Source organism: Pseudomonas sp. TAE6080 (genome assembly GCF_018732265.1).
Taxonomy (GTDB): domain Bacteria; phylum Pseudomonadota; class Gammaproteobacteria; order Pseudomonadales; family Pseudomonadaceae; genus Aquipseudomonas; species Aquipseudomonas brenneri.
This window is the reverse complement of the sequence record NZ_JAHIDY010000001.1, coordinates 34748-49527: the sequence shown is the minus strand read 5'-3', so window position 1 is coordinate 49527 and position 14780 is coordinate 34748. Positions and strand designations below refer to the sequence as shown.

The window sequence follows — 14780 nt, the reverse complement described above, 5'->3', positions numbered from 1 at the left end:
ACAGCCAGCTTATTGTTGATTGCGATCAATTCAGCGCCTTGCGATTGAAATCCCGCAGACGGAAGCCCAGCAGCAATAACATGCCAAAGTAGGCGATCACCCCGGCCACGACCAGCAGGCCCAGGCGCAGGAAGCGCTCCAGCATCTGCCCTTCGTCCCAGGCTGGCATCCAGTGCATCAACCCCAGCAATACCGCCGACATCACGGCCACGGCCAACAGCAACTTGAGGGCAAACACGCCCCAGCCCGGCTGCGGCTGGTACATTTTTTGTTTGCGCAGTTGATAAAACAGCAGGCCGGCGTTGATGCAGGCGCCGGCGCTGATCGCCAAGGCCAGGCCCGCGTGAGCCAGCGGCCCGATGAATATCAGGTTGAACAGTTGGGTGATCACCAGGGTGAAAATCGCGATTTTCACTGGGGTCCGAATGTTTTGCTGGGCATAAAAGCCCGGCGCCAAGACCTTGATCACGATAATCCCCAGCAACCCCACCGAATAAGCGATCAGCGCGCGCTGGGTCATCAAGGCATCAAAGGCACTGAATTGGCCATACTGGAACAGCGAAACCGTCAGCGGCTCCGCCAGGATCCCCAGGGCCAGGGCGCATGGCAGCACCAACACAAAGCACAGGCGCAGGCCCCAGTCGAGAATGCGCGAGTATTCATGGCGGTCCTTGCTGGCATAGGTACGCGCCAGGGTCGGCAGCAAAATGGTGCCCAACGCCACGCCCAGCACGCCGGAGGGCAATTCCATCAGGCGGTCGGCGTAATACATCCACGACACGGAGCCAGAAACCAGCAGCGAAGCAAACGCGGTGTTGATGATCAGGGAGATCTGGCTGACCGACACCCCGAGAATCGCCGGCAGCATGTTTTTCATCACGCGCCACACGCCGGTATCCTTGAGATTGAGGCGCGGCAACACGAGCATGCCGATCTTTTTCAGGTGCGGCAGTTGGTACAACAGTTGCGCCAGGCCACCGGCCAGCACTGCCCAGCCGAGCGCCATGACCGGCGGATCGAAATACGGTGTGAGGAACAGGGCAAAGATGATCATGCTGACGTTAAGCAGGGTCGGCACAAACGCCGGCACCGAGAAACGATTCCAGGTATTGAGGATCGCGCCCGCCAGGGACGACAGGGAAATCAGCAATATATAAGGAAAGGTCACCCGCAGCAGATCACTGGTCAGGGCGAACTTTTCCGGGGTGTTGGCAAAACCGGGCGCCGTGGCCCAGATAATCCAGGGTGCGGCGAGCATCCCGGCGATGGTCACCAGCATCAGCACCAGGGTCAACAGGCCCGAGACGTAGGCGATGAAGGTGCGGGTGGCCTCCTCGCCTTGCTGGGTTTTGTATTCCGCCAGAATCGGCACAAATGCCTGGGAAAACGCACCCTCGGCGAAGATCCGCCGCAGCAGGTTGGGCAGCTTGAAGGCGATAAAGAAGGCATCCGTGGCCATGCTCGCGCCAAAAATACGTGCAATGAGAGTGTCACGTACAAACCCCAGAACCCTGGAAATCATCGTGATAGAGCTGACGGCGGCCAACGACTTGAGCAGATTCATTGAAAGAGTTTTTGCCTATAGATAAAGAGCAGGCGAACAAAGCGCCCACTTATGCGATACTACGCGCCTGCAACAGCACAGAGCCAAAGCTCGCGAGTTTACAGGTCAAGCGCCGGAAATAAATAACCCGCCTCTTCAGATCGACCACTCAGCAGTTCGCATCAGCCGCCCTTGACAAGACTTCAACTCATCGGCATGATTCGCGGCCTATTTTGTTTGCTATTTCCTAAAAAGTCTTTCGAGGAGCTCGACGGTGGCCAACACACCTTCCGCCAAAAAACGTGCAAAACAGGCTGAGAAGCGTCGCAGCCACAACGCCAGCCTGCGTTCCATGGTTCGTACCTACATCAAGAATGTAGTTAAGGCCATTGACGCAAAAGACGCTGAAAAAGCTCAAGCTGCTTACGTTCTGGCCGTGCCAGTTATCGACCGTATGGCCGATAAAGGCATCATCCACAAGAACAAAGCTGCTCGCCATAAAGGTCGTCTGAATGGCCACATCAAGGCTCTGAACCTTGCTGTTGCAGCCTAAGCGATAAGCTTGTTAAAAAACCGACCCCAGGGTCGGTTTTTTATTGCCTGCGATTTATGCCACACCCCAAAACAAATGTGGGAGCTGGCTTGCCTGCGATGGGTACATAACATTCAACATTGATGTCGACTGTTAAACCGCTATCGCAGGCAAGCCAGCCCCCACATAAAGCAAGGCAGAGTCAGCGCGTTTACTGCGCGCCAGGCCACGGCAGGATCGGAATTGCTGTCACCGCATTCTGCGGACTGCCTTCGATCAGGCGGTCGCTGTAGACCAGGTACACCAGGGTATTGCGCTTCTTGTCGAGGAAACGCACTACTTGCATGGTCTTGAACACCAGCGATGTGCGCTCCTTGAACACCTCATCGCCATCCTTGAGCTCACCCTTGAAGTGAATTGGCCCCACTTGGCGACAAGCAATCGATGCCTCGGCCCGATCCTCAGCCAGCCCCAGACCACCTTTCACCCCACCCGTCTTGGCACGGGACAGGTAGCAGGTCACGCCATCCACCTTGGGATCATCAAAGGCTTCGACGACGATCCGATCGTTCGGGCCGACAAACTTGAACACGGTCGACACCTGGCCAATCTCTTCAGCGGAGGCCAGCAACGGCACCGCCACCAACAGGCCGAGCAACCCCTTCATTACACGCATCGATATGCCCCCCCCCTTAGACCAGAATCAGGTTATCGCGGTGAACCAGTTCTGGCTCAGCCATGTATCCCAACAGACCGACAATCGACTCAGACGACTGCCCAATGATTTTCTGCGCCTCCAGGGCGCTGTAGTTGGCCAGGCCACGGGCGATCTCACGACCATCCGGCGCCACGCACACCACCATTTCACCCCGACGGAAACTGCCCTGGACCAGCTTGACCCCCACCGGCAGCAAGCTCTTGTTGCCTTGGGACAACGCCGAAACAGCCCCCGCATCCAACACCAAGGTGCCGCGCGTCTGCAAATGGCCAGCCAGCCACTGCTTGCGTGCCGCCAGCATGCCGCGCTCAGGCGACAGCAGCGTACCGATGCGCTCGCCCGCCTTGAGGCGATCCAGCACGCGCTCAATGCGCCCACCGACGATGATCGTATGCGCACCGGAACGCGCCGCCAGGCGCGCCGCGCGCAGCTTGGTCTGCATGCCACCACGCCCCAGCGCGCCACCAACACTGCCCGCCACCGCATCGAGCGCCGGATCATCGGCCCGCGCCTCGTAAATCAGCTGGGCATCCGGGTTGTTGCGCGGATCGGCATCGAACATGCCATCGCGATCCGTGAGGATCACCAGCAGGTCTGCTTCCACCAGGTTGGCCACCAGCGCGGCCAGGGTGTCGTTGTCGCCAAAACGGATTTCGTCGGTCACCACCGTGTCGTTCTCATTGATCACCGGGATCACCTTGAGCTCGACCAGGGCACGCAAGGTGCTGCGGGCGTTGAGGTAGCGCTTGCGGTCAGACAGGTCATCATGGGTCAGCAGAATCTGCGCAGTATGGCGACCATGCTCGGCGAAGCTGGATTCCCAAGCCTGCACCAACCCCATCTGGCCAATCGCCGCAGCCGCCTGCAATTCATGCATCGCGCTGGGTCGCGCGGTCCAGCCGAGGCGGCTCATCCCGGCGGCAACCGCCCCGGACGACACCAGCACCAACTCGACACCTGCCTCATGCAAGGCCACCATCTGCTCAACCCAGACGCTCATGGCTGCACGATCCAGCCCCTTGCCATCCGCCGTCAGCAACGCACTACCGATCTTCACGACCCAGCGTTGCGCACCCGTCACTTTGCTCCGCATCATCTTCAACCTTAGATTGAGGGCCGCGCGACCCAGCGCTGCCCATAACGTTATTCGTGACTACCGATTTCCAGATACTAAAACGCCGCTCGATTGAGCGGCGCTTAAGTTTATCGCAACGGATCAGTCACGCACGTAAATGATTTCCGGACCATCTTCATCATCCACGTCTTCCTCATCCCAATCATCGTCACCGATGTCATGGACCGACTTGACGCCACTGCGACGCAGGGCACGCTGGTCATCCAGCGCCTGCAATTGCGCGCGCGCCTCGTCTTCGATGCGCTGGTCAAGATCCGCCAGCTCGGCCTTGTAGACCGGGTCGGCAGCCAGGCGATCAGCACGATCTTCCAGGTAGCGCATGATGTCACGGGTCAGACGCTCGGTGCCTTCTTTGGCAATGGCGGAGATCACATAGACCGGACCCTCCCACTGCAGGCGATCAACGATTTCCTTGACCCGCTCTTCATGCTCTTCTTCGAGGATCTGGTCGCACTTGTTCAGCACCAGCCAACGGTCACGCTCAGCCAGGGACGGGCTGAACTTGGCCAGCTCGTTGACGATCACTTCGGCAGCGTCCGGGGCACTGGTTTCATCCAGCGGCGCCATATCGACGAGGTGCAGCAACAGACGGGTACGGGACAAGTGCTTGAGGAAGCGAATCCCCAGGCCCGCGCCATCGGAAGCACCTTCGATCAAGCCCGGGATATCCGCGACCACGAAGCTCTTCCAGCGGTCGACACTGACCACACCCAGGTTCGGCACCAGGGTGGTGAACGGATAATCAGCCACTTTTGGTTTAGCCGCAGACACCGAGCGAATGAAGGTACTTTTGCCGGCGTTTGGCAGGCCCAGCAGGCCAACGTCCGCCAATACTTTCATTTCCAGCTTCAGGTCACGCTGCTCGCCCGGCTTGCCCGGCGTAGTCTGGCGCGGCGCACGGTTGGTACTGGACTTGAATCGGGTGTTACCCAGACCGTGCCAGCCACCCTGCACAACCATCAGCTTCTGGCCGGCCTTGGTCAGGTCGCCAATCACTTCCTGGGTCGCGGAGTCGATGATCGTGGTGCCGACCGGTACGCGCAGCACCATGTCCTCACCTTTTTTACCGGTGCAGTCGGTGCTGCCGCCGTTGGAGCCACGCTCGGCATCGAAGTGCCGGGTGTAACGGTAGTCCACCAGGGTATTGAGGTTTTCGTCGGCCATCATGTAGATGGAACCGCCATCACCACCATCACCACCGTTCGGACCACCGTTCTCGATGAACTTTTCGCGGCGGAAACTCATGCAACCGTTACCGCCGTCGCCTGCTTTTACTCGGATGGAAACTTCATCAACGAACTTCATAACAAAACGCCTCTCGCCGCACGGACGAGCTTAAGAAACCAAGACATAAGACTCTTGCAAAAATGAGCGCAGCGACCTCAATCAACGACCGCAAATCCAGCGCTTGAGCCCATCACAAACAGCTTTGCAAGAGACTCACCCCACAAACGAAAAAGCCCCGTCGCAAGACAGGGCTTTTCCAGCGAGCTCGCAATTAAGCCGAGACAACGCTCACGTAACGGCGGTTGAACGCGCCTTTTACTTCAAACTTGATCACGCCTTCGATTTTCGCGAAGAGGGTGTGATCTTTACCCATGCCTACACCGTAACCGGCGTGGAATTGGGTGCCGCGCTGACGCACGATGATGTTGCCCGGAATGATTTTCTGGCCGCCATACATCTTAACGCCAAGGCGTTTGGCTTCTGAGTCGCGACCGTTACGGGTACTACCACCAGCTTTTTTGTGTGCCATGAGTCAATTCTCCTAGTGAGGAATTAGGCTGAAATTAAGCCTGAATACCGGTGATTTTGATCTCGGTGTACCACTGGCGGTGGCCCATACGCTTCATGTGGTGCTTACGACGACGGAACTTGATGATGCGGACTTTATCGTGACGACCTTGGGAGATCACTTCAGCCACAACGGTAGCGCCAGCAACAACTGGAGCGCCGATGTTCACGTCATCGCCATTGGCGACCAACAGAACGCGATCAAAAGTAACGGATTCGCCGGTAGCGATTTCCAGTTTTTCGATCTTCAGGTATTCACCTGGGGCGACCTTGTATTGCTTGCCACCAGTAACAATTACTGCGTACGACATGGTATTTCTCCGATAATCCTGCTCACCCAGCGCTTTATAAGAAGAGGTATTGGCTGGCATGGCTGCATGGGATGGACGTCCCGAATGCAATTGCGTAAGGCAGGTGCTGCCCAGGAAGTTCAGGGTGCGCGATTGTACGCAAGCTGTGGAAGGCTTGCAAGTAGCCGTCCATCGCGCCTTGACACCCAGAGGCGCGGGTCCTAGCATGCCGCGCAACCCTTCTGGAGCGACTGTCGCTGATGCAACCCCAAGCTTTCTACCGCGCGGTGGCGGACGATTTTAGCGCCGTCGACGGCATCATCAAGAAGCAGCTGACTTCTAAAGTGCCGCTGGTCTCCAAAATTGGCGACTATATTACTTCGGCCGGCGGCAAACGCCTGCGTCCTTTATTAGTGTTGCTGTGTGGCAAGGCCCTGGGGCGTGAAGGCGATGACCTGCGCCTGCTGGCCGCCACTATCGAGTTCCTGCACACCGCCACTCTGCTGCACGACGACGTGGTCGACATGTCCGGCATGCGCCGTGGTCGCGAGACCGCCAACGCCATGTGGGGCAACGCACCCAGCGTGCTGGTGGGCGACTTCCTGTATTCCCGCTCGTTCGAAATGATGGTCGAGCTGGGCTCGATGCCCGTGATGAAGATCCTGTCCCAGGCCACGCGCATCATCGCTGAAGGCGAAGTGCTGCAGCTGTCCAAGGTGCGGGACGCGAGCACCACCGAAGAAACCTACATGGAAGTGATTCGCGGCAAGACCGCTATGCTCTTCGAAGCCTCGACCCACAGCGCAGCCGCTCTGTGCGAGGCGACCGCCGAGCAGGCCGAAGCCTTGCGCACCTTTGGCGATCACCTGGGCGTGGCCTTCCAACTGGTGGACGACCTGCTCGACTATCGCGGCGACGCCGAAACCCTGGGCAAGAACGTCGGTGACGACCTGGCCGAAGGCAAGCCGACCCTGCCGCTGATCTACACCATGCGCGAAGGCACGCCGGAACAGGCGGCACTGGTGCGCAAGGCGATCCAGAAAGGCGGCATCGAGGACCTGGAAAGTATCCGCGCAGCCGTGGAAGCCTCGGGCTCGCTCGACTACACCGCACAACTGGCCCGCGACTACGTAGCCCGCGCCATCAAATGCCTGGAAGCCCTTCCAGCCAGCGAATATCGGGATGCCCTGGTGGAGCTGAGTGAGTTTGCGGTAGCCCGTACTCACTAACCCACTGTGGGAGCTGGCTTGCCTGCGATAGCATCACCTCGGTACAACTGATAGACCGAGGTGTTTGCATCGCAGGCAAGCCAGCTCCCACATTGAGACCACATCGCCCCCCGCCCCAGCAAAACCCTATATAATGTGCGACTTTTAGCCATCCTGACTTTCAAGGAGCCTTAGTGAGCACGTTGCCACCCTGCCCAAAATGCAATTCCGAATACACCTACGAAGACGGCGCCCAGCTGATCTGCCCGGAATGCGCCCATGAGTGGTCCGTCGGTGGTGAAGCCGAAGCAGCCAGCGATGAAACCGTGAAGAAAGATTCCGTCGGTAACGTCCTGCAAGACGGCGACACCATCACCGTGATCAAGGACCTCAAGGTCAAGGGCACCTCGCTGGTGGTCAAGGTCGGCACCAAGGTCAAGAACATCCGCCTGTGCGATGGCGACCACGATATCGACTGCAAGATCGACGGTATCGGCCCGATGAAACTCAAGTCCGAGTTCGTCCGCAAGGTCTGACCTGCCTGCCTCCATCCCGTGCCCCGCGCGGGATGGCGCCTCACCCTCCGCGCATCGCCCTCCCAAATAGCAAAAGGCCAGCCCTTTTGACCCTGCACAATGCCCACACAGAAAAACCAGGAAATTACCAATAGGGACTTGCTATTCTTTGAATAAGAATTATTCTCATTGAAACCTTTCAAGGAGATGCGACCCATGACTTATTTGATTGATGCCTGGCTGGACCGTCCGCACCCTTACCTGCGGATCCTTCATCGGGAAACCGGGGAAGTGTGTGCCGTGCTGGAAGAAGAAGCGCTGAGCGAACTACAGGACCAGGGCGACCTGGACGTCAACGGCCTGAGCTCCAGTGAACCTGGGGTGCTGAAGGAGGTAGTGAGGAATCTGTTTCTGTTCTGCTATGCCCGAGCATTGCGCCCGGTGACGGAGCTGCATGGCAAGTTTCACCCATGAGCAACGACGTAAAGCACTGTAGGAGCGAGCTTGCTCGCGAAGGTATCAAAGGCACCGCGTTAATCCAGGAACTACGCGTTATCGTTGACGCCCTTCGCGAGCAAGCTCGCTCCTACAGGTAATTCAGCAGAAGGCCTTACAGAACGTCGAGCAGCTCGACGTCAAATACCAGAACGCTGTGCGGCGGGATGCTGCCAACGCCTTGTGCGCCGTAGGCCAGTTCGCTCGGCACGTACAGGCGCCATTTGCTGCCGGCATTCATCAGTTGCAGGGCTTCGGTCCAGCCAGCGATCACGCCGCCGACCGGGAATTCTGCCGGCTGGCCACGCTCGTAGGAGCTGTCGAACACAGTGCCGTCGATCAGGGTGCCATGGTAGTGGGTACGCACCTGGTCTTCACGGGTCGGCTTGGCGCCGTCACCGGCAGTCAGCACTTCGAATTGCAGGCCGGAAGCCAGGGTGGTGATGCCATCGCGCTTGGCGTTTTCAGCCAGGAACGCCAGGCCAGCGCCAGCAGCTGCTTCAGCCTTGGCTGCTGCTTCGGCTTGCATGATGTCGCGGATCACTTTGAAGCTGGCAGCCATTTGCTCCTGGTCAACACGGCTTGGCTTGCCGCCGAACGCGTCGGTCAGGCCGGCCAGGATCGCGTCCAGGTTCACGCCCGGTGGCGGGTTGTCGCGCAGTTGGTCGCCCAGCTGGCGGCCAATGCCGTAGCTGACACGGGTTTCGTCGGTGGACAGATTGACTTCGGACATGGAAAGGCTCCGCTGTAGGACAACCGCAAAGGCCTGCAAAAGCGCAGTTTCTGCGTGTCATCCAAACTAAAAGGGCGAGCAGACTAGCACACTCGCCCTACGCTTGATGAGCCCAAAATCCCAGGCCCGAAGGCACCAGGCACGGATCAATGCTTGGTGACTTTATCCAGGTAACCCATGGCAAACGCCGAGATCACGAAGGTCATGTGAATGATCACGTACCACATCAGGTGCTGTGGATCGACGTTCTTGGCATCCATGAAGATGCGTAGCAGGTGGATCGAGGAAATCGCCACGATGGACGCCGCCACTTTCATCTTCAGCGACGAAGAATCCATGGTGCCCAGCCAGTTGAGCTTTTCCTTGTTGTCATCAATATCCAGTTGCGAGACGAAGTTCTCGTAGCCGGAAATCATCACCATCACCAGCAGCCCCCCCACCAGGGCCATGTCGATCAACGACAGCAGCACCAGGATCAGCTCCGACTCGGCCATCGCAAAGACGTTGGGCAGCAGGTGGATCACTTCCTGGAAGAATTTCAGCGCCAACGCCAGCAGCCCGAGAGACAAGCCGAAATAGATCGGCGCCAGCAGCCAGCGGGAGGCGTACATTGCATTTTCGATAAAGCGTTCCATGGAATCTCACACAGCTTGGCTAGAAATGGCGGCGAGTATATCAGCCGCGCACATTGCGCCATAACCACCCGGAAAACTGACCTGTAGCGCTTCTGCGACACCATTTTTCTGCTAGTGTCGGCCTCATCAACGTGGCTCGATGCTGCCGGACAGGAATCTCAAATAATGGATGTGCGATCTCCCTTGGCCAGTCTTGGCCTGTGTGTGGCGTTGCTGGCGGCCGGCGGCTGCTCCCCCAGCGACGAGCACAAGCAAGCCAGTCTCGAAGAAAAAACCGCCCAGTTCGAGCAATCCCTGGACGCCATCCAGGACCCACGCCTCAAGGAGGCCGTAGCCGAACTGGGCGGCTCGCTGCTGCTGCTGGAGCGTGCGCGCATCAAGCTCGACACCAAACCCGTCGAGACCGAGTACGGGGAAAACACCCTGGCCGCGCTTGCGCACTACCCGACGCCACAAGCACTGGTGGATACCTACATCAACGGGCTATTCGTCCTGCGCAAGAACTCGCACTCGGACTACCTGACCGATCTGCAACCGGTGTTCCCGTTCAGCTTCAATATGCCGGACCAATTCCCCTTTCCCCATGGCCTGGAATGGCAATCGGTGACCTTGAGCAACAACAAGATCATCCCGTTCCAGCCGGAATGGTCGGAAAGCGACCCCGGTATCCAGTTGAGTCCCAGCAGTTCCAACCTGACCAACCCGGACGACCTGACCGTTACCTATCCGTTCATCGAAGGCATCGAGACGGACAACAAGAGCCAACCCCAACCCGTCACGCTCAAGGGCCAGGTCGAGGTCATCGCACCGCGTAAAGTCCTGACCCTCGAGCTGACTCGCAAAGACGTGGGCCAGAAACGCAGCGAGGAAAACATCACCCTGACCCTGCTGGCCCTGGAAAACAACTACGCCGAGATCGAACTGACCAACACCGCCCCCCTGGCGCCGCAAGTGGCGGATGAATCGCCCAACCCACTGCTGGTCCAGGCCAGGGACACTACGGGGCAGTTTCTTTCCCGCGCAGGCTCAATCAACGAAAGCGCCGCCCAAGTGGCGTTCTACGAACAGCAACTTTCGCAGATGCGCAAGCAGAAAACCTGGTCCGACGCCTTTGAGAAGCAGTTGGGAGACGAGCAGAAAGCCTTTGAACAAAAGCAGGCCAGCCACTACGCCAAGGTCTACTTCAATGGGCAGATCGATAACCTGCAGGTCAACGTGCTGGACTTTTCCGAAGCGACCGTCACCCGCAAGGACCTTGAGCTGCCGATACGGCGCTTCGACAAAAACAGCCTGGAAAAAACCGTGCAGGCCCTGCCCATGCCGGTCACGGTGTATGACGACCAGGCCGCAGACTGGCTCCAAAGCGCCAGCCTCTCCGAAGACCAGTTGAAAAGCAGCATCAGCATCAGCCAGTCAGTGGAGGACGCCAGCGCCGCCCACATCGCCTTTGACCATCCTTTCACGTTCAATGACGACCTGATCGGCTCGACCCGCACCAGCAGCGATGCACCACTGACGTTCTTTACGGCAAACGATGAAGGCAAGCGCGGCGAGCCCATCGAGTTGCCTACCGAGGCCTTCGAGGTCGACCCATGGCGCGGCACGATCACCTACGACCTGAATTTATTCCCGGAAAACCCAGGGTTTGCCGTGGGATCGATCCCGCTGTTCCTGGCCAGCATCGAAAAAAGCACAGTCAGCACTGCACAACTGCCCAAGGGGCTATCGGTCCAGGACAACGCGCTGGTTGTCGACCAGGCGCTTTTCCCATCCGATAGCTGGCGGTTCTTTGCCAAGGACGCCAGTGGCAACTACTTGAAGGAAATCCTCGGCGTCAGCCATCGCGCCCAGGAATACGGCACTGCACTGTTTGATGTGCATTACTTTTATGGCCAGCCGACCGAGTTTGAAACCTACCAGCGCACGGCGTTGAACACGGTGCAGTACGGCTTTGAAGTCAAGCTGGACAAGCCCGAGACCAAATAGCCCGCCAGGTCTACAGGTGCTGGGCCTGGGGCCGCCCGCCATTAAGCTGACGCAGATGGGCTTGCAGGTGAATGCACCATATCTGCGGGTCATCGGCCAGCTCGTAGCCGTGCAGGGTCAGGCTTTGCACGATGGATTCAAGAATATTTTCCGCGACGAACGGCCCATGGAAGGGCCCTTGGGACTTGATGGTCGAGGGCTGTTCGCCCGTCATTCCAGCGGCAAACAACAACGTCCACATCCCGGTATCCCCCGCTAGAGGGCGAATGGAACATTCAATTCGGGTGACCAGGCCCAGGCACTGGCGGGTGAGGCAAAGGCTGCGCGGCATGGCGGCGACCCTCGGTAGATCCGGTGTTCAGCCTCCAGATGCAAGGCTGTCTCTATCCCATGACTCCTGTAGATGTCCCTTGAGCTGAGAATAGAAGAAAACCGGTACAAACCAAGGTTGTAGGGACCAACGGCGGTTGGACCCGAAAAACCCAGTCAAAATCATGACACGCTTTCTGTAGGAGCGAGCTTGCTCGCGAAGGTCTCAAGCACAACGCGTTAATCCAGAAGACACGCGTTATCGTTGTCGATCTTCGCAGGCAAGCTCGCGCCTATATGAGTGAGCGCATCAGGTGGGCTTGGCCTCAGCCAACGCCTGCTGCGCCAGTTCCTTCTCCGCTTCCTTGAGGTCTTCTTCGCTGATCATCTCGGCAATGGCTCGCAGACGCTCAACCACACGGGCGTTGACGCTGCCCTCGGGGAATTGCCCTTCGGCATCCGGCTCACCGGCCGGCTCGCCCACCAGCAGGCTCAGCGCCTCGTCGGCCTGGCGCACGGCATACACATGGAACTGCCCTGCCCGCACCGCCTGCAAGACCTTCTCATCAAGCATCAACGTCGCGACGTTGGCCTGGGGAATGATCGCGCCTTGCTCGCCGGTCAAGCCACGGGCCTCGCACAGACGGAAGAAGCCTTCGATCTTCTCGTTGACCCCGCCCACTGCCTGCACTTCGCCAAACTGGTTGATCGAACCGGTGATGGCAAAGCACTGTTTGAGCGGCGTCTTCGACAGCGCCGAAATCAACGTGCAAGCCTCGCCCAACGAGGCGCTGTCGCCGTCGACATAACCGTAGGACTGCTCCAGGGCGATGCTCGCGGAGATCGCCAGGGGGAATTCCTGGGCATAACGGCTGCCCAGGTAACCGGTGAGGATCATCACGCCCTTGGAGTGGATCGGCTGGCCGAGGTTGACCTCACGCTCGATATCGACAATGCCGCTGCCGCCCGGGTACACCGTGGCGGAAATCCGCGCCGGCACGCCAAACGCCGAATCACCGACCTCCAGCACCGTCAGCCCGTTGCACTTGCCCACGGCTGCGCCGGCGGTGTCGATCAGGATGACCCCGGCGAGCATATCGTCAAGAATCCGCGCCGATACCCGCCCGGTACGCGTGGCCTTGGCCTTCAACGCACGCTCGATATGCCCGGCGTCGGTGCGCTCGTCGCCCGCCAGGTGACGAATGAAGTCCGCCTCGCTGACCAGCTGGAACAGATCCCCGATACGCGCCGACAAACGCCCCTGATGCTCCGCCAGCCGTGCGCTGTAGGTTGCCAGCCGCGCCACCGCATCCGATGTCAGCGGCGCCATGCCTTCTTCCGAGGTCCGGGTTTTCAGCAACTGGGCGAACTGCTCCAGGCTTTCATCGACCATCGGGATGTCTTCATCGAAATCCACCAGCACCCGGAACATCTCCTGGAAGTCCGGATCCAGGTCTTGCAGGGTGTAGTACAACGAACGGGCGCCGATGATGATGACCTTGACCTGCAACGGAATCACTTGCGGGTTGAGGGTCACGGTGGCCAGGCGACCCAGCTCGCCCAGTGGCGATTCCATCTTCAGCTTGCGCGATTGCAGGGCCCGCTTGAGGGCGTCCCAGACAAACGGCTCGCTGAGCATTTTCTCGGCTTCCAGGATCAGGAAACCGCCGTTGGCGCGATGCAACGCACCGGGGCGCAGTTGCCGATAGGTGGTGTAGAGCGCGCCCTGGTCGGTGCTGTATTCGATCCGGCCGAACAGGTTGTCGTAAGTCGGGTGCGGTTCGAACACCACCGGCGCGCCACCATTGAGCGGATGGCCCACCACCAGGCTCGGGCAGTACTGCTCTTCGAGCAGCTTGCGCGCCTGGGCGTCGGTTTTCGCGTCGTCCACCAGCAACTCGACCACGGTCTTGAGCAGATAGACCTGCATGGCTTGCAGGTAGCCGCAAACGCCGGCGTTCTCGGCGTACTTCTCGGACAACGGTGCCAGCAACGGCTGCAAGGCCAGGGTGATGGTCTCTTCGTTGAACTGGCGCATCTGGTTGTTGGACTCGCGCTTCCACTGCGGCAAGCTGGCGAGTTCTTCGTTGAGGCGCTCTTCGAGCTCGGAAATATCGGTGTGGAAACGCTCGCGATCGACTTCCGGCAGCTGCGAAAACTCGGCCTCATCCAGAGCCTTGCCATCGAGCATCGGGGTAAAGGCGATGTTGCTGCTATCGCGGTACAGCGCCACGTCCTTTTCCAGGGCCAGGCGCTCGATCACGTCCAGGGCACGGTCGTAGCGCTGGTTGAAGGCACGGTCGATGGCACTTTTGCGCTGTTGATACGTCGGGTGCTCGAATACCGCCGGGAACGTGGCGACCAAATTGTCGACCAAACCACTGATATCGGCGATGAACGGGGCCGCACCGCCCGCAGGCAATTCCAGGGCGCGGGGCTCGCGGGGTTCGTCGAAATTATTGACGTAAACCCAGTCTGCCGGGGTCTGCAGGCGCTTGCCTTCAGCCTTGAGATAGCGTTTGACGAACGAAAAGCGACCGGTACCGGGCTCGCCCATGACAAACACGTTGTAACCGGGGCGTGGCATCGCCACACCGAACTGCAATGCTTCAACCGCGCGTTCCTGGCCAAGCACACCGCGAAAGGGCTCCAGATCATTGGTGGTCGAGAAGCTGAACTGTTCAGCGGAGAAAGGACGAGTCAGCGCTTCGGGCGCTAGACGCAAGCTGGCAGCAACAGGATCAGGCATCGGGCTTCCTTACATCAGGCGGGGCAATGGCGGCATTCTGGCGCCGTGCGTAGCCGGCTGGCAAGGCACGACTGAGGTAAAGCATAGACACGGGATGCCGCCCGTAAAAAAACCAGTCTGCATTGATTGTTTTACAAA

Annotated in this window: 15 protein-coding genes; 5 read left to right on the top strand and 10 right to left on the bottom strand. The window is 59.0% G+C overall.

Features of this window, described 5'->3' with window-relative positions; all coding sequences use genetic code 11:
- Positions 1-25 precede the first annotated feature (25 nt).
- The gene (murJ, locus tag KL786_RS00230; RefSeq protein WP_215516336.1) at positions 26-1564 is read right to left on the bottom strand and encodes a murein biosynthesis integral membrane protein MurJ; all 1539 of its coding nucleotides are present in this window, start codon (positions 1562-1564) and stop codon (positions 26-28) included.
- A gap of 253 nt (positions 1565-1817) precedes the next feature.
- Between murJ and rpsT the strand changes: the two genes are divergently transcribed.
- Positions 1818-2096, top strand: coding sequence for a 30S ribosomal protein S20 (gene rpsT, locus KL786_RS00225; protein WP_029292043.1), 279 nt, complete (start codon positions 1818-1820; stop codon positions 2094-2096).
- Between the two features lie 190 nt (positions 2097-2286).
- Here rpsT and KL786_RS00220 read toward each other — a convergent pair whose 3' ends face one another.
- From KL786_RS00220 to rplU, 5 genes are all read right to left on the bottom strand, one after another.
- Positions 2287-2751 (bottom strand): CreA family protein, encoded by a 465-nt coding sequence (locus KL786_RS00220; protein WP_215516335.1) that lies wholly within the window; start codon positions 2749-2751, stop codon positions 2287-2289.
- Between the two features lie 16 nt (positions 2752-2767).
- Positions 2768-3886: a glutamate 5-kinase gene (gene proB / locus KL786_RS00215; RefSeq protein ID WP_032861877.1), complete on the bottom strand. Its 1119-nt coding sequence runs from the start codon at positions 3884-3886 to the stop codon at positions 2768-2770.
- A gap of 123 nt (positions 3887-4009) precedes the next feature.
- A complete protein-coding gene (cgtA, locus tag KL786_RS00210) occupies positions 4010-5233 on the bottom strand; it encodes an Obg family GTPase CgtA (RefSeq protein WP_032861876.1) in 1224 nt (407 codons plus the stop codon).
- A 193-nt stretch (positions 5234-5426) separates the two neighbouring features.
- A complete protein-coding gene (gene rpmA / locus KL786_RS00205; protein WP_029292052.1) occupies positions 5427-5684 on the bottom strand; it encodes a 50S ribosomal protein L27 in 258 nt (85 codons plus the stop codon).
- Between the two features lie 34 nt (positions 5685-5718).
- Positions 5719-6033: a 50S ribosomal protein L21 gene (rplU, locus tag KL786_RS00200; RefSeq protein ID WP_003176051.1), complete on the bottom strand. Its 315-nt coding sequence runs from the start codon at positions 6031-6033 to the stop codon at positions 5719-5721.
- A gap of 239 nt (positions 6034-6272) precedes the next feature.
- On the opposite strand from rplU, the gene KL786_RS00195 reads away from it, so the two are divergent.
- From KL786_RS00195 to KL786_RS00185, 3 genes are all read left to right on the top strand, one after another.
- Entirely contained in the window at positions 6273-7241 is a 969-nt protein-coding gene (locus KL786_RS00195; protein ID WP_032861875.1) for a polyprenyl synthetase family protein, read from the top strand.
- 173 nt (positions 7242-7414) lie between these two features.
- Positions 7415-7756, top strand: coding sequence for a zinc ribbon domain-containing protein YjdM (locus KL786_RS00190; RefSeq protein ID WP_032861873.1), 342 nt, complete (start codon positions 7415-7417; stop codon positions 7754-7756).
- Between the two features lie 195 nt (positions 7757-7951).
- A complete protein-coding gene (locus KL786_RS00185) occupies positions 7952-8209 on the top strand; it encodes a PA4570 family protein (RefSeq protein WP_032861871.1) in 258 nt (85 codons plus the stop codon).
- A gap of 136 nt (positions 8210-8345) precedes the next feature.
- Here KL786_RS00185 and bamJ read toward each other — a convergent pair whose 3' ends face one another.
- Both bamJ and KL786_RS00175 read right to left on the bottom strand, forming a co-directional pair.
- The gene (bamJ, locus tag KL786_RS00180; RefSeq protein WP_154841714.1) at positions 8346-8963 is read right to left on the bottom strand and encodes a BamJ family beta-barrel-assembly machinery protein; all 618 of its coding nucleotides are present in this window, start codon (positions 8961-8963) and stop codon (positions 8346-8348) included.
- A gap of 146 nt (positions 8964-9109) precedes the next feature.
- Positions 9110-9598, bottom strand: coding sequence for a TIGR00645 family protein (locus KL786_RS00175; RefSeq protein WP_029292073.1), 489 nt, complete (start codon positions 9596-9598; stop codon positions 9110-9112).
- Between the two features lie 165 nt (positions 9599-9763).
- Here KL786_RS00175 and KL786_RS00170 point away from each other — a divergent pair, with 165 nt between their 5' ends.
- Positions 9764-11584 (top strand): hypothetical protein, encoded by a 1821-nt coding sequence (locus KL786_RS00170; protein WP_215516334.1) that lies wholly within the window; start codon positions 9764-9766, stop codon positions 11582-11584.
- A gap of 10 nt (positions 11585-11594) precedes the next feature.
- Here the strand turns inward: KL786_RS00170 and KL786_RS00165 are convergent, their stop codons facing one another.
- On the bottom strand, positions 11595-11915 hold the full coding sequence (locus KL786_RS00165; protein ID WP_215516333.1) for a PA4575 family protein: 321 nt from the start codon (positions 11913-11915) through the stop codon (positions 11595-11597).
- A 288-nt stretch (positions 11916-12203) separates the two neighbouring features.
- Positions 12204-14642 carry a Lon protease family protein gene (locus KL786_RS00160; protein WP_032861867.1) on the bottom strand — a complete coding sequence of 813 codons (2439 nt, stop codon included), beginning with the start codon at positions 14640-14642 and terminating at the stop codon, positions 12204-12206.
- Between the last annotated feature and the right edge of the window lie 138 nt (positions 14643-14780).